Raw genomic sequence first — 22297 nt, 5'->3', positions numbered from 1 at the left:
GCTAATCAGTGACTTTTTACAATGCTTAGTTTTAATTTAAGTTCCGAAAGATTGGATCGTTTGCGAGCTCTACAAGCATAAAGGCTCGCCTTAACCCTATAAGCCAAGCAATATCGCTGACAAGCCAATAACAACATCACTCCGAGCAACCAACACAATACACCACCCGAGTTTTGCTTATTGGCAATAAGAATAAAGCTGTCTTGGCTAATCGCAAAAAATGGGCTAGTCGCACATTCAACAACCACTCGCGTCTGTTGGCTATCGAGGTTTGGCATGGTTATGCTTGCTTGGCCGTTATTAGCAAACTGTCCTAAAACCACAATATCTAAACGGGGTTGAATAACGGTCTGAGCGGTTACTAATTCAGTCAACAAGCCTATTTTTACTTGCTGGCAATTGATTGGGGCTAAATCCGTATTCGCCACTTGCCAACTAAGACTTAATGACTCACCCGCGTTAAGCTGCTTAATAGCGATAGCTGATGTGATCTCAAATGCCTTACCGGTATTAACTGCTGTCACTTTAACATCGGTTTTGCCGATACCGCCTTGACCATCACGTACTGACAAACGAAAGTTTAAGTCGCGATCGGTTTGAGGATAAGCCTCACCCTTCGCTAAGTTACCACTGACCACGCCAGATAAGCTTGGAAATACTCGGACAGAGTGACTCTGCGGGTCATAGCTATTAAACAAAGAGCGGCTACCATTATCGAGTTCAAGCTCCGCTGCTGATGTTGTCGGCTCGCCAATATCCATCTGCTCCCAACTATAAGTAAGTTCATCGCCATCCCTATCTTCAGCTTCGGCAGTTAAATAAAAAGGGGTAAAGGCCGGCACCACAATATCAACAACCGGCAAGATATCTGGAGCCTGATTAGCACTTTGTTCAACGATGCCACATTTAGCAAAAATAAAGGCTGGTTGATTCAAAAAAGTATTAATTTCATCAATCGAGAATGCGTGAAAATAGGTATTGCGACGTACAGCCGTATTCTCCTCTCCACAATTGCCGGCGTAACTCATCAAACTGGTACCACTGCCAGGCTCTATGGCCGTGGCCTTGTTTTGCCAGCGACAAATTTCACTTGTGCCATTAAACGAATGATTCGCACCCAGTTGATGCCCTAATTCATGCATAAGCAATAAACTATCGCGACTGTCGCCCCAAATCTGTTTGAAACCGCTTGATGAGCGAGCTTTAGTTGTCGCATTGCACAAATTACCGATCAGAGTATAGCCATATTCAGTCACTTGAAATAAATGCCCTAAGTCATAGTTTTCGCTACCGATCCGCTCATCTATCACTTGCTGGGCTTTTATCCGCTCAGCTTCGCCATAAATATTGGTGAAAGGATCGGTATGCGGATCAACGAAAATCAATTGTTCAAAATCATCGACCAATTGAAATGACACATTCAGATCACGTTTAAATACTAAGTTAACTTGATTAACCATGCGCGCAACTGCCGCTATCGCCTGTTGCTGGTTATCAAAAAACTGTCCCCATTCCCCGGTAGTCGTGATCGCCAGCCGATAAGTTGAATGATACAAGCGGCGGCTCGGCGTGGCATACGGGCCACGCGCTTGATAGCTAGGCCAATAAGCTGTGTGGAGTTCTTCATTTATACGATTGTTGTGGCTCGGTAATTTTTTCAATTCGACTTGGTTATCAACAACGCTTAGCTCTAATGCCACGCCTTGAATTTGATAACTGGCAAACATACCGTCAGAGCTAAAAGACAGACTTAACAGGTCACTCGGGGTATGTTCACTTTGGCCATGATAAAAACCTAGGCTCGGCCATTTTTGCTGAGAGCGCTGAGATAACACCTTGCTTGTAGTCACTTGAAACGCAAACCACTGTTGGCCACTCGCATCCGGCAAATAAATAGTTTGCGCGTCAATAAACGGATCTTGCTGCCAAGCATTTAATAGAGACACTAGCTTTTGTTGAGTTGCTTGACTCAAAAGAATGTCAGCCAAACCGTGTCCGCTAAACAATAGCCCTGTGATAGCCAGCAGAGCTCTAATCCATATAGCCCGTCGGGAATGTCGCATAATTGAATAAAATATCCTTACTAAGTCGCTAGCATTGAGCATATAGTCTTCTCGCTCAGGTTTTATGGTTCATTGTCAGCGCTTACTCTCGACTTTGCTTACATGGATGTAAGTACTTAGGTTTCGTCGGGAACAGGAAACCTGTGGCTCCTGCGTCGCCCTACTACCTAAATTCACTTTCTTCCATTAAGAGCGGCAGCCCCAATCACATAATAGAGCATATGCTCATGGGGTCTCGAAGCTTGCCTGCATGGATGCAGGTACCAAAAGTAGGCGCTTTAAGCGAGGGGCGTGAGCAGGATGCGGAAGCTGCCCCTAAAACCTGATCACTTTGACTATAACCTTAAGCTCAAAAAAAGCCGCCAATTAAATTGTCATTTTTTGTAACTGTTGGCTTAAATTTATTGGCTTAAATGTCCCTGCACAAGCCTAAGTCCATGAGAACCATAATAAGCACCAACACCAATCGATAACTGACCATTTTTATCTATGCCAAGCACGCGCAACCGTGAATAAGCGTTACTGCTAGTCGTAGCCCAAAAACGACTGCGTATGCCAGCAGGTACCAAATAGTTTTGTTTTACTTTGGGTAACATTCGATAATGGTTATGCAAGAGCGTCATACCTTCCACCACGCTGGGTACGCGCCAATCACTTAAGCCACAAAAATTTTGACTATTGATCCATCGCACATAGTCTTCAACATAACAAGTTTCTTGCTGGCGACACCGGCTTAAGTTCTGCCGTGCTTTAACTTTCTCGTCTACTTTACGCCAAAAATAGCGATGATGAGCACTGAGCAGTGCGTCAATATTGGCTTTTTTCACTTGCCAAATTAGCCCTGTGCTATTGTCGCGAACACAATGCCAGCTTGGGGCATCATCTGCCAATGGTCGCCCTTGCTCATCTAATTTAGAAAAACCAACCCAGCCATGGCCAATATTGCGTTCACTACCGAAAATGGCATTCGCACTTTCACCACCTTGGCGAATGCTCTGACAATCAGCACGATTAAACGCGGCAAAATCAACACACTCAGCAAGAACTTGGCGATCAATTTTATTCTGTGGTTTGTTAAACGGTAAGATCACCACATGAGCCAGCGCGCTATCGAGTTGCCCCATGCGATCCGTCACTTCCAAGCTGAAATTCAAGCGTGTTTGTTGTTCCACTTCAGGTGCGACAAATTTAGTTTTTTGCTGATAAGGATCATTCAGGTTTACATCAAGACCGCTATCATCGGTTTGTAGCCAGTAATATTCCAGATATTCAGGCAACTCATCTTGGGTTTTGCTGGCATCAAGGATCACAGTTTCACCGCCAGAAACATACAGTGTATGCCCAGCGTGAGCGAGTGGGGGCTTATCGGGTGCAACAACATCAATTTGCATATAAGCGACTTGACTTATCCCTTGCTCATTAGTCACGGTTAAGCTCAATTCAACTAACTGATTTTCATAGTCTTCAGGGATTTTTAAGTTAAGTGTTTCTCTTTTGGCTTGCTCTAACAAAATGGGTTCGCCCAATACTTGCTGCCAAAGGTAGGTATAAGCACTAACGGCCAGCCCCTCGTCTTGGCTTAAAATTTCAGGCCGAAGCACTTTTTGTTGAGCCGGCTGCATCACTAATCCATGCGGTAAGTTTATCTGCCAAGGGGCCACATTTGACTCGGCAGTATTTGATTTAGGTTTAGGAGTAATAAAAAGTCGGACTGGCTGTTGTATGAATTTAGCACCGATACGGGCTGAAAAATTAAAAATGACCAGCTCTGTATGGTTTACTTGCGGTGCAACAAAACTCAGTACTGCTTGGTCATCAACTAGCTGGGCGAGCTCAAACTCAGTTAATTGCTGCCAACGGTATTCAACATGACTGGCTTCGGTATTTCCTAACCATTTAGCTGGCAATTCAACTTGCTGGCCAGACACAAAATGTTGCTCACCTTGAATGTCAAAATACGTTAGTTCTGCTTGATCCGTACTGAACTCTGATTTGCGCGCTGCTTGCTCAAGCTTTTCTTGTTCAAAGGCAGACGAGGAAGGCGAAGATGCTGCGCTGTTTATCGCGTTTGAATTGGATTTGTCTTCAGTTTCACCTTGTGTATTGGAGCCAGAGCTGCACCCACAAGCACTCAGCAAACTACATAAGACAAAAACAAGCGCAAAAGGGCTGAGACGACCAAGCCGACTCAGAACTTGAAACTTCTTCCATAAATACACAGTTAATATTCCATTTTGACAACACAGCTTTTATAGATGCAATAAGCTAGAAAAAGTTCATTACTCGACTTGCGGTTGAGTTTTAGTTACCCAAGAGCGCAATAGCAAGCCTAAGCCTAAACCAATAATTAGCGCACTAACAAAGCCCAAACTAAATAACTGTTCTAAACTGTCAGGAATTTGCATAGCCAACAAACTCGCTAAAGCGGTTAAGGGTAAGAACACCGCCATAAGAATATTAAGCCGATGACCAGCCAATAATGCTTTGCGTTGCAACTCGGATTGCTCTTCGGCTTTTCGTGCCATGGCATACTCCAAACCATGTTGACAATCCTGATACAATAATTCAAATGTGCGCTGTAACTCTTCTGCTTGATTGCGAAAATCAATTAACTCGTCACCAATTTGTTCGCGGGCTGATTGTAATGTGGAACACATATTTTTCACCGCGCGTAACACAGGCGCAATTTGCTCAACTAACTGAAAGTAAGTTTTAGCTGATTGAGCTTGCTGGTAGGTCTTTTCTAATTCCACTTCCTTTTGCGCAAAGCTAGCGATATGCTCCATTAAAGGTGCAAGCCCTCTACCACGCAATGTCGACTGCCACTCTCCTGCGGCATTACACCAAAAAAACACGCCTTCTCGTTGTTTATCAGACTTATCAGGTAAGGCGTGTAAAATCAGCAAGTGCTGACCATTTTCAGAAATGACACGTTGTTTACCAACGCTTTTGCCCAATCGAGCCAAAATTCGACTATCAACATCCCATTTACGTGGCAACACGTTTTGCTTCCTTATCCAGTTTAAGATAAAAATTAGCTAGGCATAATGGGAAAAGCCCACGTTATTGTCAATAAGTCGATTGTGGCTCGACGCGCAATATTATCTTACAGTGTATAGTCAAAGCAATCAGGTTTTAGGGGAAGCCGTCAAGCTTCGAGACCCCATGAGCATATGCTCTATTATGTGATTGGGGCGAGTAAGCGCTGACAATGAACCATAAAATCTGAGTGAGAAGACTATATTAGAATGTATACCCCACGGATAAGGTATAAACCATAGGATCGACTGCAACATCCGCTTGGCCTGCAACTTCTAATGCTGTGGCTTTAAAATGCGCCGTAGTATTAATATCGATATAACGCGCAGACGCATTAATATGCCAATCATCATTCACAGCAACATCAAGACCAACTTGAGCCGCTAGTCCCCAAGAGTTGTCCAGCTTCAAGTCTTTAGCGCGTAATCCAACGGACTGAGTCCCCGCGGGTAACCCCAAAGTACTGGCCAAATCAGCAATTGCCGTGTTATTTAAGCCACCAACTTGTATCGAGTCATCTTGCATATTAGCCGCGAAATTATCTTCAAAGAACACCGTATAGTTGATACCTACCCCAACATAAGGCGTAACGCTAGGGGTTAGATTTTTAAAAAAGTATATTGCACTAAGTGTAGGAGGAAGATGCTTAGTTTCACCCAATTTAAGCTCGGTAGCCCCAGATTTAACTTTAATATCATGCTGAAAAGGGGTGGCAGCAAGTAACTCAATCGCCCAATTTTCTGTCAACATATAAGCGAAATTAAGCCCAAGCTGCGAATTACTATCGACACTGGTTGTTAACGCTGGGCTAGCCTGCGATAAATGCACTGTACTATTTGCAGCATAAATAATGGCATCATTATCAGCTGGCTGTACACTAGTCACCCCCGCACGCACTATGATATCACCAGCTTCATAAGCTATTGCCGATTGACTACCAACTCCAGCCAATAAGGCCAAACAAACAAGTGATTTTTTCATAACAGTTACCTTTAATATTCAAAACTGTTATTAGAATAATCACCAGCCATAAAAAATTATTGATTTAGAACAAGTTGCTTAGTTCACAAAACTTAAGATAAATCAGACATTTGATCGAGATCAGTTTATACCTACAAGACAATACCGCTATACTGATTAACTGAGCACCTATTGATATCGTCGGCAAGATGACTATCAGGAAAAAGTTGTACCTGAAGAAAAGCGTTGCTATGAAACGAATTACCCGCATTTTATTAAGCTATTGTATTTATCTAGTAAGCGGCTTGCTTGCGCCTAGCTTGCTAGCCCAAACATCAGCCCAAGCTCAACCGGAAGCGCGTGCCTTGTTGTTTGTTAATGCAGACGAAAAAAATGCTTATTGGCAGAGACAAGTGGGTTTTGCCCAAGCGGTAGCATTAAGCTTCAATATAGAACTCGTCGTCGAGTATATTTCACCTAAAGTTCGCGCTCATTTAAGAGAAGTTGAGCACATCAGTAAAACGCTCGACACCAGCCAAGTTAAGTTCGACTATGTAATTAGTACCTTACCCCAGCAAAATGAGAATGCCTTATTACAAGCGCTCGAAAAGCGCCAAATTCCTCTGTTGTCTATCAAGAGTAATTTGAGCCAGCTTGACAATCAAGTCAGCTCCCCACGCCAAGCTTATCCATTATGGTTAGGTCATATCACCATCGACGATGTATACGCTGGCTTTGTCGCGGCCAAACAACTAATCAATCATGCAGCTAAACACACAGGATGCAAGCCAGCCGAATGCCGCTTTAATCTAATGGCAATTAGTGGTGAACAATACAGTCCTATTGCCCAACAACGCGAAGCTGGGTTACGCAGAGCGTTAAAGTACAGTCAGCAAGTCAATTTAGTGCAAACCATCAATTCTGATTGGTCGCCGGAATCAGCCTATGGCCTGATGAATCAAGCGCTACAAAAGAACTCTGCGGAGCTTTTTTGGGTTGCCGACGCCGATATAGCCCGCGCAACCGTTACCAGCTTGGGCTACAATAATTTTATTGCTGGTGAACACGCGCTAGTGGGCGCAATCGGCTGGTCAAATGATGTTGTCGACTTAATCGAGTTTGGTAATCTGGAATTCAGTTTAGGTGGTGACTTTATGTTGGCAGGCTGGGCATTAATATTAATGACAGACTACTTAAGTGGCCGTGATTTTAAACAAGATAGCGGCGTGTTGATTAAAACCAAATTAAGTAAACTAGATAGAAGTTCGCTTTATAGCTTAGGCCAATTCATTAAACAACCAGAATGGCAGGAAGGTCGTCTGCGCTCATTTGCTAAACGTTATAACCCCAATTTAAAACGCTATTTATTTAGCGCCGAGCATTTTATTCGGCAAGCCGGTGTTGGCGTTAACCCTTAATATTAAACCTCGCGGCCACCGTTCTGTACTGAATAAGCATTTTTGTTCGGCATAAACACAGTGGCGCGAGATTGCTCGTATAACCATAAAACCTAAGCGAGAAGACTAATATAGTCAAAGCGATCAGGTTTTAGGGGAAGCCGTCAAGCTTCGAACCCCCATGAGCATATGCTCTATTATGTGATTGGGGTGAGTAAGCGCAGACAATGAACCATAAGACCTGAGAGAGAAGACTATAACCATTACAGTTCTAATTTATTAGTCCAGTCGATGGGTTTTAAGTATTCGTTTAACTTGGCTTCCGCACTATCCGCTTCAGGCTGGTAGTTATATTGCCAGCGAGCTAACGGCGGCATCGACATAAGAATAGATTCTGTACGTCCACCTGATTGCAAACCAAATAATGTGCCGCGATCAAACACCAAATTAAACTCAACATAACGCCCGCGACGATAAAGCTGAAATTGGCGCTGTTGCTCGGTATAAGTCATTGACTTACGCTTGTTAATAATTGGCACATAAGCGTCGATAAAGCCATTACCAACCGCTTGAATGTAATCTTTACAGGTTGCAAAATCCCACTGATTAAGATCATCAAAAAACAACCCGCCGACACCGCGCGTTTCTTTTCTATGCTTTAAATAAAAGTAATCATCGCACCACTTTTTATGCTCAGCATAAACCTTGTCTCCAAACGGTTTGCACAAATCATATGCGGTTTGGTGCCAATGAATAATATCTTCTTCAATCGGATAAAAAGGCGTTAAATCAAAGCCACCGCCAAACCACCAAACCGGTGCATCTCCGTCTTTCTCCGCAATAAAAAACCTCACGTTGGCGTGTGATGTCGGAATATTAGGGTTTTTCGGGTGGATCACTAAAGACACACCACAAGCCTGCCAGCTTCGCCCAGCTAATTCAGGTCGATGAGCGGTCGCAGACGGTGGGAGTTGGCTGCCAGACACATAAGAGTAATTAACGCCACCTTGCTCTATCACGGTGCCATCGGTTAATACTCGAGTGCGACCACCACCACCTTCTTCGCGCTGCCAATTGTCTTCAACAAACTTACCTGTACCATCTGCATTCTCTAATGCTTGGCAAATATTGTCTTGTAGCTGCTGTAATAATTGGGTAACAGGGTTGATGTCTATCATGCTCGAATAACGTCTCCGGTTAATGCATTAATTATTTGCGAGGGTTGCTGATAACCCAGCGTTTGTCCTTTAATGACAAAGTCGAGTTTTTCAAGCAATTTTGGATCCAGTTCTTGCCATGTTCGCGCCGGCTCTTCACCTGTTAAATTGGCGCTGGTAGAAACAATCGGTTTATTGGTCAAATTACATAATGCGACAACATCGGGTTGATCAGTAATACGCACCGCAATAGCATCAAACTGCCCAGTTAAAAAACGAGGTGTATTGTCATTGGCTTTGATGATTTGGGTTATGCCATTTGGCCAACGTGATAATACGGTATAGCGCTTATCTTGTGGAATTGATTTATCATCAATATAAGGCAACAGTTGCGAGTAATTCGCTGCCAATAAAATAAGGCCTTTTTCTATTGGCCGTTGTTTAATTTGCAATAACTTCTCAACCGCTTGCTGGTTGTCAGGATCACAACCAACACCAAATACGGCTTCTGTTGGGTAAGCAAGTACACCACCTTGCTGAAAAATCTGCGCAGCTTGTTCTATTGGTGGCAGGCTTGCAAAGTCACTTGGCAAATTAAGTCGGTCAGACATAAAAATAAATACATGAACAAAGACTGAATGCGCGTCAGTATAACGTCAAAGCGTTTCGCTGGCGATATCCTGCTTGTATTGACAGCCTTTCTGTGGACAAACTAAGCGCTTAACCCCTCGTGTCGATTTTTCAACTAAAATGGGCCAAGCACAGTCAGGGCAAGATTGCGCCACGGGTTTAAAGTTAACGAGATATTTGCATTTAGGATATTGGTCGCAAGCATAAAAGCTTTTGCCGTAGCGGCTGGTGCGATGTTTTAACTCTCCGCCAACACATTTCGGGCAAGGAACGTGCTTTTCATTAACCGGATCGTGTTCATGCTCAATATGATGACAAGCCGGAAAATTAGTACAGCCAATAAACATACCATAGCGGCCATTCTTAATAGCGAGTGGTGAAGCACATTTAGGACATTGACTGCCTGGGATCTCCTTGGCTTCGAAATCATCATGCTCAGGATGCAGTGCCCGAGTATAGCTACACGTGGGATATTGACTACAGCCAATAAAAGCACCGGCCTTGCCATTTTTCATTACAAGATGCTGCCCACAGTTAGGGCATGTTTGATAGGCTTTTTCTAATGCCTGTTGTTTGGCGTTAAACAGCGGAGTGTCGTCAGACATGCAAACCAACAAATATATTTACACTAAGTCCGAGCGTACAACGCTACTCCGCTTTATGCAAGATTAGGCTGTTGTTTAGTGCAACGGCCCTTCTGGTTCATCAAAAATCAACTCTTCCATCTGGGTATAAGCTGATTCATGACCCGGTACATTAAACAGCACCATAAGAATGACCCATTTAAGATCATCAAGCATGAAGTCTTGAATATCGAGCGCCATGACCCGATCGATCACCATTTCGCGAGTCTCTAAATCCAAGACATTAATTTGCTCTAAGAACAATAAAAAGCCTCGGCACTCAGTATCTAAACGCAATAACTCATCTTCAGTATAAATACGCGCTGAAGCAGAGGTATGCTTAGTTAGATAAGGAATGGTCTCAACATTTTGCAAGTCGGCCAATTTTTCCAACCAACCCAAAGCTTTATATATATCGTCGGATTCAAAACCGGCTTTAATTAGCTCTTCAGTTAGCTCGTCATGATCCACAAAAACTTCCGCTTCACTGTGGATGTAGTTTTCGAACAGATATAGAAGGATATCAAACATATTCATCTCTCCTCGTTCTCACATAGCCGCCGGAGACTGCAGCTACAAGGCCCTGCATTTCAAGGTCTAGTAGTCGCGCTAAGACAACATCGACTGGCAATTGACTCCGAAATGCCAGCTCGTCAATTGATGTGGCCTTATAGTCTAAGTTAACCAACAATTCGTCAGTTGTGAAGTTTTTATTTGAACTTTTTTCAATCAAATTGCTACTAGGCAACTCAAAATTCAAACTCTGCTGCTCGCTAAGCGTATTGGGTAGCTCTTCTAGTATATCGGCGACCGTCTCGGTTAATTTAGCACCATCGCGCAGTAACTGATGACAACCTCGACTTCTGGGGTCATGAATACAGTTAGGGATAGCAAACACTTCACGGTTGTGCTCAGCTGCATATCGCGCGGTAATTAACGAACCACTTTTTAATGCAGCTTCAACCACCAACACCCCAAGACTTAAGCCACTAATAATCCGATTACGCCTTGGAAAGTGCTGAGCCCTCGCTGGCGTGCCTGGTTTGAATTCAGACAAGAGTAATCCACCATTATCAACAATTTGATGAGCTAATGCATGGTGACGCTTTGGATAAACGATATCGACCCCTGTCCCTAGCACACCAATAGTCGCGCCCTCGACACTCAAGGCGCCTTGATGCGCTTTGCCATCAACCCCTGTCGCGAAACCACTGGTTACCACGATCCCCTTGCGGGCAAGCTCGGCGGCAAATTGAAACGCATTATCTAAGCCATAATGCGAAGCACTGCGCGAACCAACAATAGCCACTTGTGGTTGAACTAATAAATCAATATTACCTTTAGCAAACAACAATAAGGGTGCTGAGACAATTTGCTTTAGTTGTTCAGGGTAAGCGGGGTGATCAAAATAAATAATATGTTGCTCGGGCACTTGCTGCCACGCAATGAGCTCGTCAATTAGTTGTGTATCAGGGTTAAGTAGCTGATGGATCTGTTTTTCATTTAATCCCAGTTGCTTTAGCTCAGCTTGACTAAGAGAGCATAATTCAGTTGGCGAGTGGCAAGTTAAAATTTGCTGTAAATGATTAAATTTAAGATATTTAACCGAATTGATCACAATCCAGTTGCGCAGCTCCGTCTGCAATGTCATTGAGTTTTCCTTACATTCAAGCCTTTAAATATTTTAAATATTCAGGCAAAAAAATTAATTTTTAAGTTCGCGGCATTCCCACTGAATCATGCTTGCGCACAGCACGCTTAGCCTCTGTGATTAACGCATAGCTCACGTCGTCATACACTTTAAAAACCACCACTTTACCAACATCTTCTTGCTGACCTTCAAAGGTGACTGCTGATTTAAAAAAGTTGATGATTTTAGTGAACTGGCTAGCATCTTCTTCATAGACAGGTGTGCCTTTTTGCAGCATCACAGTCGGGCTTTTGGCATAAATGCTCAGTACATTGCCGGTCTCTAAACCTTGAGACTTACCGGCATCTAACACGATGACATCTAATTTACCAAACTCACTAATATCTAAACTAGAGCCAATCACATTGGCTTGAATACCTTCTCTTGGTTGAGTCAGTGTATAATTCGCAGGCAGTGATTTGTCGGTCAATAACGGCACTAAACGAAAGCCTTGGGCTATATCGAAACGGCTGGTCAATATTTTAACCGAATGCAAAGGCTTATTATCTTCATCTTTGGCTAAGTTAACCACGCGAGCAGTTCCCGCTAAGTTCAGCTCGTAATAGGCTTGCTCATCTACTTCATATTGGCGTTTAATAGAGTAAACACCATACATTTGGTCTTTATCCATGGTGCCTTGAACATATACCAAATCACCACTGACTTTACGTTTACTGTTAGTATCGCCACCAATCAGCATAGGTGCACGGTCAAACTCTTCGCCGACTAAAATGCGTTCATAACTTAAATAAGGGGTAATAACACTTAACGGCAAAGTCGCAACAGGTTGATAGCGCTTTATGGTTGTGCGCTTACTTGGCGATACTTTGATAATATCTTTTCCGCTATTGGCAATAAATAACCTTGGGTTGCCGTCGGCGTCATAGACCAAGCGCAGAATATCCCCAGGGTAAATTAAATGCGGATTGTCGATTTGTGGGTTTTGCCCCCACAGCTCTGGCCAGCGCCAAGGGCTATTTAAATACAGCGCTGAAATATCCCATAGGGTATCGCCTTTTTTCACGATGTATTGGCTTGGCGCATCATCTTTAATCGTCAAGCGATCGGCAAGGGCAGCCCCAAGAACGCAAAAGGTCAACGCTATTATTTGAAGCAACTTAATCATGAAATTTAACCTGTCCCGTTTTGTTATCATTATTATAGTCTTCTCACTCAGATTTTATGGTTCATTGTCTGCGCTTGCTCTCGACTTTGGCTCCTGCGTCGTCCTACTACCTAAATCCCTTTAGGCAGCCCCAATCACATAATAGAGCATATGCTCATGGGGTCTCAAAGCTTGACGGCTTTGCCTACATGGATGTAGGTACTTAGGTTTCGTCTGGAACTAGAAACCTGCCCCTAAAACCTGATCGCTTTGACTATACCAGACTGTATAGAAAGCGCTGATGCCCTATTGAAGAAGGTTCAAAAGCCAATCTTTTTACACTCGTGTGCGCCAGCGATATTTGCTAGAATTACAGCACATCCTTACCCAGTATGAAAGTTTTGAGTAACCAAATTCACCATGGCCGTATTAGAAGTACTTAAATATCCAGACGAACGCTTACGCACTGTAGCCAAAGCCGTTGAACAAGTCACCCCTGAAATTCAAACCAAAGTCGCAGATATGATAGAAACTATGTATCAAGCGTCGGGGGTTGGATTAGCATCAACTCAGGTAGATATTATAGAACGGATTTTTGTTGCTGACTGTAGTGATGAACAAAATGAACCGTTAGTTTTTATTAACCCGCAAATTACTGACAAACGCGGCATTCGTCAACATGAAGAAGGCTGTTTATCGTTTCCTGGTGTTTATGCCAAAGTTGAGCGCGCAGATGAAGTCACGGTTAAAGCTTTAGACAAAGATGGCAACGAGTTTAGTATGGATGCCGACGGCCTTATGGCTATTTGCATACAGCATGAACTTGATCATTTGGATGGCAAACTTTTTGTAGATTATTTATCACCTTTAAAACGTCAACGTATTAAAGCCAAGCTAGAAAAAGAAGCCAAATTAGCTGCTCGCCGAGCGAAGTAAATAGCCTGTCAAATCATAAGGAATTAAACATTGGCGCTTAAAATTATCTTTGCTGGCACACCAGATTTCGCCGCTCGCCACCTTGCCAAACTAATCGAGTCTGAGCATCAGGTGGTTGCAGTATATAGCCAGCCGGATCGCCCCGCTGGTCGCGGTAAAAAATTGCAAGCCAGCCCTGTAAAGCAATTGGCACTGGACAATGATATTGCCGTTTATCAACCTGAATCATTAAAATCAGCAGACGCCCAGCAGGAACTTGCGGCAATTGATGCCGATATCATGGTCGTTGTCGCGTACGGTCTGTTATTACCGGAAACGGTACTTAAAACACCAAAGCTAGGCTGTATCAATGTACACGGTTCCATTTTACCTAAGTGGCGTGGCGCTGCCCCTATCCAGCGTGCAATTTGGGCCGGTGACGCAGAAACTGGGGTGACCATAATGCAAATGGATATAGGTTTAGACACTGGAGACATGTTACACATTGTCAAAACTCCAATTGAAGCCGAAGATACCTCTGCCAGTTTATATGACAAGCTTGCTTTATCTGGCCCAGATGCACTCATCGACGCGCTCAGCCTAATTGCGGCAGGAAAAGCAAAACCGATTAAGCAAGATGACACGCTGGCCACTTACGCTAAGAAGCTGTCAAAACAAGAAGCGCAAATAGATTGGCAACATGAAGCCGAATTTATTGAACGCTGCGTGCGCTCGTTTAACCCTTGGCCTTGCAGTTATTTCACACTGGAAGATGAAAAAGGCCAACAACAAACCATTAAAGTTTGGCAAGCACAAGTTATAGAAAGCGATGGCCAACACAGCGCTGGCACTATTGTACAAGCGGATAAACAAGGCATCGTTATTCAAACCGGTAAAGCAGCCTTGCGCTTGCTACAAATTCAATTACCAGGCAAAAAAGCCATTGCGGCGGCCGATGCGCTAAATGCTCGTCAAGCGTGGTTTGCTGTCGGGCGTAACCTGAACCCTTCGAGTTAGAGAAAACAATTTGTTAAATAATAGAGCCATAGCCGCTAAGCTTATCTTGCAAGTCCTTGACCAAGGCATTTCTCTCAGTCAAAGTCTTGCTAAGCAAACTTATCAGCTCGAATCCCAAGACAAAGGCCAGATCCAAGATCTGGTTTTTTCAACTTTGCGCCAGCTACCAACATTTTCGTTTTGCTTAAACCAATTAACTGAGCAAAACCTAGCGAAAGAGCTGAATCTTATTCGTTATCTGATCTGTTTGGGCATGTACCAATTAAGTACAGAAAGAGTCGCCGAACATGCTGCACTTGCTGAAACAGTAGAAGCCTGTCGACAGCTGGGTTTTGAAAAATTAACTGGCTTGGTCAATGGCGTATTGCGTAACTTTCAACGTCAACAAGATGATTTACTTGCTAAGGCCCAACACGCTGGATTGCAGGTATCGAGTAATCACCCACAGTGGCTGATCTCAGAGTTAAAGCAAGCTTACCCTAAAGGCTTTAAAAAAATACTTAAAGCCAACCTCAAGCATCCACCTTTTTGGTTACGAGTTAATACCAAAGTAACCAATGCTGAAGATTTTTGCCAAGCATTGACCGATGCCGAAATCGCGTATCAGCAAGACAAGCACCCGAACACTCTATTGCTTGAGCAAGCTGTGAATGTAGATAAATTACCTGGGTTTGCCCAAGGTAGCTGTACAGTACAAGACAAAGCCGCACAACAAGCCGCACTATTATTAGATGCGCAAGCCGGCGAGCGTATTTTAGATTGCTGTGCAGCCCCAGGTGGCAAAACAGCCCATATACTCAGCCATACCCCAGATGTCGGCCAAGTTGTGGCGTTAGATATAGATATGCAGCGCTTAAATCGGGTTAACGAAAACTTACACCGCTTACAACTGCAAGCCGAAATATTGGCTGGTGACGCCAGTCAGGTCAATCAGTGGTGGGATGGCCAACTTTTTGACCGCGTATTACTTGATGCACCTTGCTCTGCCACTGGTGTGATCCGTCGTCACCCCGATATTATGTATTTACGCCGTCCAGAAGACATTAGCGTATTAGCTGATTTGCAACAAAAAATCCTCAAGCAAATGTGGCAAATTGTTAAGCCCGGTGGCATATTGCTATATGCAACTTGTTCGGTGCTGCCTATTGAAAACAAACAGCAAATCACGCGCTTTTTGCAAGAGCAAAGCGACGCCGAGCTTGTACCTATTTTTGATAGTGAAACGGCAACCGATCCCGGATGGCAGATTTTGCCAGGTAGCCAGAATATGGATGGTTTCTATTACGCTCGCTTGCGTAAATTGAAATAAAAACAACAATATGAAAATCATAATCTTAGGCGCTGGCCGCGTAGGACGCACGCTTGCAGAAAACTTAGTTGGTGAAAAAAATGAGATCACCATTGTCGACTCACGCACTTCTCGTCTGCGTGAATTGCAAGATAAGTTCGACTTACAAGTGGTTGTTGGCCATGCCTCACATCCAGCGATTTTAGAAAAGGCTGGCGCAGAAGACGCGGATATGGTGATCGCGGTAACCAGTAGCGATGAAACCAATATGGTAGCTTGTCAAATAGCGTACAGTTTGTTTCACACGCCAACTAAAATTGCTCGAATTCGCTCACAAGAATATATTCAATTTCGCAAACAGTTGTTTAAAAACCACGATATCCCTGTGGATCATATTATTGCCCCTGAACAATTGGTGACTAAATATATTCGCCGCTTAATCGACTACCCTGGGGCACTGCAAGTCATGGCATTTGCCAGTGGCAAAGTTTCTTTAGTGGCGGTTAAAGCCTACTATGGCGGCTTATTAGTTGGCCATGCGTTATCCGCTTTACGGCAACACATGCCGCATGTAGATACCCGAGTAGCGGCTATTTATCGTCAAGGCAGACCTATTCGCCCTATGGGTACAACCATAATCGAAGCCGATGACGAAGTATTTTTTGTCGCGGCCACCAAACACATTCGTGCTGTCATGAGTGAATTGCAAAAGCTTGAAGCTTCATATAAACGCGTGATGATTGCTGGTGGTGGTAACATTGGAGCCGGTTTGGCACGCCAATTAGAACAAACGCATCGCGTTAAACTGATTGAGCGCAATGAAGAGCGCGCCACCTATTTATCAGAAACCTTAGAACGTACGATTGTCTTTGCCGGAGACGCTTCCGATCCCGAGTTATTAAACGAAGAACATATCGAACAGGTTGACGTTTTTATCGCTGTCACCAACGACGATGAAGCCAATATCATGTCTGCCATGCTAGCAAAACGTCTTGGCGCGCAAAAAACCATGGTGTTGATCCAACACGGTGCCTATGTCGATTTAGTGCAAGGTGGCGAAATAGATATTGCCATTTCGCCACAACAAGCGACGATTTCAGCGCTACTAACCCATGTGCGCAAAGGCGACATTGTTAACGTTTACTCGTTACGTAAAGGCGCAGCCGAAGCGATTGAAGCTATCGCCCATGGCGACCAAGAAACCTCAAAAGTTGTCGGACGTCGAATTGCTGATATCAAGCTACCACCGGCAACCACTATCGGTGCGATTGTACGCAAAGACGAAGTACTGATTGCTCACAGTGACACGGTTATTGAAACCGATGATCACGTAGTGATGTTTTTAGTTGATAAGAAGTATATTACGGAAGTCGAAAAGCTGTTCCAGCCAAGCGCACTGTTCTTTTAGGTAGATCGGGCTTAAAGTTAGCCCGACAAACTGTCAGTCACGACAACTAATAAAATAACTAGCTTTCAATAAACTTTTGAGCAAATTTCAGGGATTTTTTTCGTTGTTCACTAAACCAGCTATCAATTTTAGATGGGTTGTAATTTTCGCCACTATTGGTTGCCTTAGCTAAGTCATACCCAGTAGATAAACTAACAGAGCGCAAATTACTTTCCTTGCGGTTATTCTGATTTGATATCGACTTCATGCTCTTCCCCTTGATTACTGTATGCTTTTTCTTCTAGCTCATCCGCATGTAAATCATTATGAGTAATAAAAGAATCTACTGATGATAAGTATATTGCAAGAAACTTTGAAATAATAGTTAGAAACTGTAAGTCTCTTGCCTCAATAAACTGCTCTACTTTTGCACTTGTCAGTACAATGACGCCCAACGGATTAATCCCATTGTTAACATCTCCATTATCATCACATCGCAATATCGGTATTGAGATAAAGCTACGATACTTTCTATTATCATCAGCATCTTCAGCACTTTTAGCTAGTTCATGGCTTAAAGTAATGTCCGGGCAAATTTTTGCTTCTTTATGTAAAAAAGATAAACCTACATGCCCATGTCCCGGTTTCCACTGTCTATTCCTTTGTGGAAGTCTACTATCACACTCTCTTGAGACAACAAAGAGTCGATCATCATCTTCATTGTAGAAATATAGCGCTACATTGAATAAGTCCTCAGACTTAAAATCAAATAAAGCTTCCCTCTCAATAACAATAGGCATCATTATTGAATTAAGATGCTCCCTAACAGTATCCCAAAAGTCTTTCTCCTTTACTCCGTTAAAACTATTATCTAGCTTTTGAAATAAACCAATTGCTTGATCCGTTGTAAAAGAAATAATGTAGAGCGAAGTTAGCTGATTACTATACAATTTAGATAAAGTTTTAACTCCATGCTTGTACCTAGCAAGCTCGCTTCTTAACTCACTTAGGGAAGATGAGTACTCTTGTTCTAATTCTACAGCTTGAGAATATAGTGAAAACTTACTATTGTTCTGATGAACAACATAAGCGACAGTAAGATGAACTAAGAGAAAAATTAGACCAAATGCATAAAAAAATGGCTCTGCATTCTGTACGTTTTCAAGACCCCAAATATAAGAAATTCCAAATCCCATAAGAATCGGAGCAAGTAACGTAGTCCAAATATTTGAAAACAATAAAACATTTTCAACAATCCTATCTGAATAGAGGTTATTCGCTTTCGCTTGCTTCATGAAAGATTGAAGATTGTCTTTCGGTTGATACATTTATAAATCCTTTTAATATAATAAATAGCCCTAAAATATGCCGGACTATAGATCCGGCATATTATTTTTAATGGGATCAACCACCTTATCAATCAAATCCGGTTGGTAAGCGCTGATCCAAATACTAGGTGATTGCTCACTTTGGCCATAATCAATAAAAAAGTCATACTTGCCTGATTCTTTCGGGGTAAAACGAAAGAATTCAAATTTGGCACCACAGTTTGCTTTTACTTTATTACCGATCTCAACCACTTCATCTTGGTTTTTGTTAGCATAACCACAGTTACGACCACGAGACCAACTTTCATCGGCAAACTTAAACTCATAAGCTTGACCATCAGCCACTAACTCAACCGTTGTTTTATAAAGCTGGCCAGCGACTTTTTCGACTTTGTAGTCGTCTTCCGCATCAAACCAAGTAAAACTACCTCGTAAGTATAAATACTCAGAGCGGTCTTCTTCAGGTACTTGAGTAGGCTGGCTCGCACAACCCGCTAACAGCAAAGTCGTTGTTAAACAGGTTGCGAGAAAAGCTCGTAATTTCATAATATTACTCTTTAAACTGACTATAGCCTCTACGCGCTAACTATTTCTGCAACACAGAAATATCAGCAATACGCAGGAACAAACCACGTAATTGACTGAGTAAAACCAAGCGATTTTGTTTAACCGCTTCATCATCAGCCATCACCATGACATTATCAAAGAAGCTATCTACCGCCTCGCGTAAACCAGCCAATTCACTTAAAGCTTTAGCGTATTGACGCTCAGCAAATACTGGCTCTAATACAGAAGTTTGCTCAGCTACCGCTTGGGCTAATACTTTTTCAGCATCTTCTTGTAATAGTTGACTATCAACCGTGTCACTTAGTTCGCCATCATACTTGGCTAAGATGTTGCCAACCCGCTTATTCGCGGCCGCTAACGCTTCAGCTGCGTCTAACTGCTTAAACGCAGCAACAGCTTTTACGCGTTGATCGAAATCGAGTGGCTCGGTTGGGCGCTGCGCTAATACCGCTTGGATAAGCTCAACTTCAAAGCCTTGATCTTGATACCAAGTACGGAAACGACCAAAAATAAAGTCGATAACATCGGCTTCAACTTTGTCATTAGTTAGCTTGTCTGCAAATAAGCTGACTGCTTTGGCAGTAACATCAGCAATATCTAAGTTTAATTCACGTTCAACAATAATGCGTAATGCACCGATAGCAGCACGACGTAATGCAAATGGGTCTTTATCACCTTTAGGCAACATGCCAATACCGAAAATACCAGCTAAAGTATCAAACTTGTCAGCTAGTGCAACAGCACAAGAAACCAAGCCTTTAGGCAGCTCATCACCGGCAAAACGCGGCATGTATTGCTCATTTTGCGCTAAGGCAACTTCTTCGTGCTCACCGTCTAAACGCGCATAATGCATACCCATAGCACCTTGCGTACCGGTAAACTCCATGACCATTTCAGTCATTAAGTCCGTTTTACTTAATAAACCGGCGCGCTTAGCATTAGTTGCGTCAGCACAAATTTGCTCGGCGATATAAGCGGCTAATTCAGCAATACGCTCTGACTTTTCAAATAAGGTTCCCAGTTGCTTCTGGAACAAAACACTTTTTAGGCTTTCTAGGCGGCTTTCTAACGTTTTCTTTTTATCGGTTTCAAAGAAGAATTCGGCATCTTTTAAACGTGGACGCACAACTTTCTCATTACCGGCAATAACCTGACTTGGGTCTTTACTTTCGATATTAGAAACAAAGATAAACTTATTAATTAGCGCACCATTTTGATCAAGCACAGGGAAGTACTTTTGATCGCCTTTCATGGTGTAAATTAACGCTTCATCCGGTACAGCCAAAAACTCTTCTTCAAAAGAGGCAACTAACACCACAGGCCATTCAACTAAGCCGGTGACTTCATCAAGTAAATCATCATCAATATCAGCGACACCGCCAAGCTCAGTCGCTTTGGCTTCAGCTTGCGCTTTAATGGCAGATTTACGCTCATTAAAATCTGCAACCACAAAAGCGTCACGTAATACGTTTTCGTATTCATCAGCATGGCTAATCGCCACAGCACCTTGATGATGGAAACGATGGCCTTGCAGTTCTAAGCCTGTTTTAACACCGAGTAATTCAGCATCAATTGAAGTCGCGCCATATAAGATGGTGGCTGTATGCACAGGGCGAATAAACTGCGTATCCGTCGCGCCCCAGCGCATCGGCTTAGGGATAGGTAATTTAGCTAAGGCTTTTTCAGCAATGTCTGGAATAAGTTCGGCTACACCTTTACCTTTAACTTCGGCTTTATGCAGTAACCATGCGCCTTTAGGTGTTTCTAAACGCTCGGCTTGTTCAATACTAATACCATTACCACGAGCCCAACCTAAGGCCGCTTTAGTTGGATTGCCATCAGCATCAAATGCGGCTTGTACTGCTGGGCCACGTTTTTCAACGACTTTATCAGCTTGTTGTGCTGCTAGCTCTGAAACTTTAACCGCTAAGCGACGCGGAGAAGCTAACCAGTTTACCGCTGTAAAACCAAGCTCTGCGGCTTCTAAGCCTGCTTGAATATTTTCTGCAAACGCTTCAGCTAGTTTACGCAACGCTTTTGGTGGTAACTCTTCAGTACCAATTTCAATTAATAAATTATCAGCCATTACTCTGCTCCCTCACTTTGCACTGTTTTTGTTGTTTTAAGCATAGGGAAACCCAATGCTTCACGGGCTGCATAGTAAGATTCGGCACAGGCTTTTGCTAACGTACGCACACGAAGAATATAACGCTGACGCTCGGTCACCGAGATAGCATGACGCGCATCTAGCAAGTTAAACGCGTGAGATGCCTTCATCACTTGCTCGTAAGCCGGTAAAGGTAAGCCTTTTTCAATTAAGGCTTGGCTGTCTTTTTCACATTGGTCAAATTGCTTAAATAACGCATCAACATCCGCATGTTCAAAGTTGTAGGCCGATTGCTCCACTTCATTTTGATGGAAAATATCGCCATAGGTAACTTTCCCCATAGGCCCGTCAGTCCAAACTAAATCGTAAATGCTATCGACGCCTTGCACATACATAGCTAAGCGTTCAATACCATAAGTGATCTCACCTGATACCGGCTTACACTCTAAGCCACCCACTTGTTGGAAATAGGTAAACTGAGTGACTTCCATACCGTTAAGCCAAACTTCCCAGCCTAAGCCCCATGCACCTAAAGTCGGTGATTCCCAGTTATCTTCAACAAAGCGTACATCATGGGTTTGGGTGTCAAAACCGAGTAGTTCTAACGAACCTAAATATAACTCTTGAATATTCTTAGGTGATGGCTTTAACAAAACTTGGAATTGGTAGTAATGCTGTAAACGGTTAGGGTTTTCACCATAACGGCCATCGGTAGGACGACGACACGGCTGCACATATGCACAGTTTTGCGGTTCAGGACCAATTGAACGTAAGAATGTCATAGGGTGGAAGGTACCAGCGCCCACTTCCATATCTAACGGTTGAACTATGGTACAGCCTTTTTCGGCCCAATAATCTTGCAAGGCCAAAATCATACCTTGAAAGGTTTTAATGTCGTACTTTTCCATAAATCGGATATTCTTCTGCGTATTATTTGAAACTGCAGCACCAGCGGCCACGAAATGGCGAGAATTTTAGCGCACTATACCGCCAGAGAGTAGGCTTTATCCGAGGTTAGTGCACG

At 43.2% G+C, this 22297-nt stretch carries 20 protein-coding genes; 5 read left to right on the top strand and 15 right to left on the bottom strand.

All coding sequences use genetic code 11. The features are described from left to right. Positions 1 to 5 precede the first annotated feature (5 nt). The 4 genes from C2869_RS08500 to C2869_RS08485 all read right to left on the bottom strand — a co-directional run bounded on the left by C2869_RS08500 (position 6) and on the right by C2869_RS08485 (position 6083). A complete protein-coding gene (locus tag C2869_RS08500; protein WP_159084103.1) occupies positions 6 to 1988 on the bottom strand; it encodes a reprolysin-like metallopeptidase in 1983 nt (660 codons plus the stop codon). A gap of 476 nt (positions 1989 to 2464) precedes the next feature. Continuing rightward, complete coding sequence (locus tag C2869_RS08495) at positions 2465 to 4282, bottom strand: Lcl C-terminal domain-containing protein (protein WP_159084102.1); 1818 nt, start codon at positions 4280 to 4282, stop codon at positions 2465 to 2467. 60 nt (positions 4283 to 4342) lie between these two features. Next, positions 4343 to 5065: a magnesium transporter CorA family protein gene (locus tag C2869_RS08490; protein WP_108602525.1), complete on the bottom strand. Its 723-nt coding sequence runs from the start codon at positions 5063 to 5065 to the stop codon at positions 4343 to 4345. Between the two features lie 241 nt (positions 5066 to 5306). Beyond that, positions 5307 to 6083 carry an OmpW/AlkL family protein gene (locus C2869_RS08485; protein ID WP_108602524.1) on the bottom strand — a complete coding sequence of 259 codons (777 nt, stop codon included), beginning with the start codon at positions 6081 to 6083 and terminating at the stop codon, positions 5307 to 5309. Positions 6084 to 6313: 230 nt separating this feature from the next. Between C2869_RS08485 and C2869_RS08480 the strand changes: the two genes are divergently transcribed. After that, complete coding sequence (locus tag C2869_RS08480; RefSeq protein WP_159084101.1) at positions 6314 to 7480, top strand: substrate-binding domain-containing protein; 1167 nt, start codon at positions 6314 to 6316, stop codon at positions 7478 to 7480. Positions 7481 to 7722: 242 nt separating this feature from the next. Here C2869_RS08480 and hemF read toward each other — a convergent pair whose 3' ends face one another. The 6 genes from hemF to C2869_RS08450 form a co-directional block, all read right to left on the bottom strand. After that, on the bottom strand, positions 7723 to 8637 hold the full coding sequence (gene hemF / locus C2869_RS08475; protein WP_108602522.1) for an oxygen-dependent coproporphyrinogen oxidase: 915 nt from the start codon (positions 8635 to 8637) through the stop codon (positions 7723 to 7725). Further along, a complete protein-coding gene (locus C2869_RS08470) occupies positions 8634 to 9227 on the bottom strand; it encodes an L-threonylcarbamoyladenylate synthase (protein ID WP_108602521.1) in 594 nt (197 codons plus the stop codon). Before C2869_RS08470 ends, hemF begins: the two co-directional genes overlap by 4 nt. A gap of 45 nt (positions 9228 to 9272) precedes the next feature. Further along, positions 9273 to 9851 carry a DNA topoisomerase family protein gene (locus C2869_RS08465; protein WP_108602520.1) on the bottom strand — a complete coding sequence of 193 codons (579 nt, stop codon included), beginning with the start codon at positions 9849 to 9851 and terminating at the stop codon, positions 9273 to 9275. 75 nt (positions 9852 to 9926) lie between these two features. Beyond that, positions 9927 to 10400 (bottom strand): DUF494 family protein, encoded by a 474-nt coding sequence (locus C2869_RS08460; protein WP_108602519.1) that lies wholly within the window; start codon positions 10398 to 10400, stop codon positions 9927 to 9929. Beyond that, positions 10393 to 11520 carry a DNA-processing protein DprA gene (gene dprA / locus C2869_RS08455; protein WP_108602518.1) on the bottom strand — a complete coding sequence of 376 codons (1128 nt, stop codon included), beginning with the start codon at positions 11518 to 11520 and terminating at the stop codon, positions 10393 to 10395. The genes C2869_RS08460 and dprA overlap by 8 nt, the downstream gene beginning before the upstream one ends. A gap of 61 nt (positions 11521 to 11581) precedes the next feature. Next, positions 11582 to 12685: a LysM peptidoglycan-binding domain-containing protein gene (locus C2869_RS08450; protein WP_108602517.1), complete on the bottom strand. Its 1104-nt coding sequence runs from the start codon at positions 12683 to 12685 to the stop codon at positions 11582 to 11584. Between the two features lie 399 nt (positions 12686 to 13084). On the opposite strand from C2869_RS08450, the gene def reads away from it, so the two are divergent. From def to trkA, 4 genes are read left to right on the top strand one after another with little or no spacing between them, the layout of a single operon-like run. Continuing rightward, the gene (gene def, locus C2869_RS08445) at positions 13085 to 13600 is read left to right on the top strand and encodes a peptide deformylase (protein ID WP_108602516.1); all 516 of its coding nucleotides are present in this window, start codon (positions 13085 to 13087) and stop codon (positions 13598 to 13600) included. 30 nt (positions 13601 to 13630) lie between these two features. Further along, complete coding sequence (gene fmt / locus C2869_RS08440) at positions 13631 to 14596, top strand: methionyl-tRNA formyltransferase (protein WP_108602515.1); 966 nt, start codon at positions 13631 to 13633, stop codon at positions 14594 to 14596. 10 nt (positions 14597 to 14606) lie between these two features. Next, the gene (gene rsmB, locus C2869_RS08435; protein ID WP_108602514.1) at positions 14607 to 15905 is read left to right on the top strand and encodes a 16S rRNA (cytosine(967)-C(5))-methyltransferase RsmB; all 1299 of its coding nucleotides are present in this window, start codon (positions 14607 to 14609) and stop codon (positions 15903 to 15905) included. 10 nt (positions 15906 to 15915) lie between these two features. Beyond that, on the top strand, positions 15916 to 17292 hold the full coding sequence (trkA, locus tag C2869_RS08430) for a Trk system potassium transporter TrkA (protein ID WP_108602513.1): 1377 nt from the start codon (positions 15916 to 15918) through the stop codon (positions 17290 to 17292). A 58-nt stretch (positions 17293 to 17350) separates the two neighbouring features. Here trkA and C2869_RS08425 read toward each other — a convergent pair whose 3' ends face one another. The 5 genes from C2869_RS08425 to glyQ are packed head-to-tail and all read right to left on the bottom strand — an operon-like array spanning position 17351 to position 22181. Beyond that, complete coding sequence (locus C2869_RS08425; RefSeq protein ID WP_108602512.1) at positions 17351 to 17539, bottom strand: hypothetical protein; 189 nt, start codon at positions 17537 to 17539, stop codon at positions 17351 to 17353. Then, complete coding sequence (locus C2869_RS08420) at positions 17514 to 18599, bottom strand: GAF domain-containing protein (protein WP_108602511.1); 1086 nt, start codon at positions 18597 to 18599, stop codon at positions 17514 to 17516. Before C2869_RS08420 ends, C2869_RS08425 begins: the two co-directional genes overlap by 26 nt. A gap of 45 nt (positions 18600 to 18644) precedes the next feature. Next, complete coding sequence (locus C2869_RS08415) at positions 18645 to 19145, bottom strand: hypothetical protein (protein WP_108602510.1); 501 nt, start codon at positions 19143 to 19145, stop codon at positions 18645 to 18647. A 40-nt stretch (positions 19146 to 19185) separates the two neighbouring features. Then, complete coding sequence (glyS, locus tag C2869_RS08410) at positions 19186 to 21252, bottom strand: glycine--tRNA ligase subunit beta (RefSeq protein ID WP_108602509.1); 2067 nt, start codon at positions 21250 to 21252, stop codon at positions 19186 to 19188. After that, a complete protein-coding gene (gene glyQ / locus C2869_RS08405) occupies positions 21252 to 22181 on the bottom strand; it encodes a glycine--tRNA ligase subunit alpha (RefSeq protein WP_108602508.1) in 930 nt (309 codons plus the stop codon). Before glyQ ends, glyS begins: the two co-directional genes overlap by 1 nt. Positions 22182 to 22297 lie beyond the last annotated feature (116 nt).

Source organism: Saccharobesus litoralis, assembly GCF_003063625.1.
Lineage (GTDB): Bacteria > Pseudomonadota > Gammaproteobacteria > Enterobacterales > Alteromonadaceae > Saccharobesus > Saccharobesus litoralis.
Note: the sequence above shows the minus strand (reverse complement) of the source record. Positions and strands in the feature narration are given on the sequence as shown.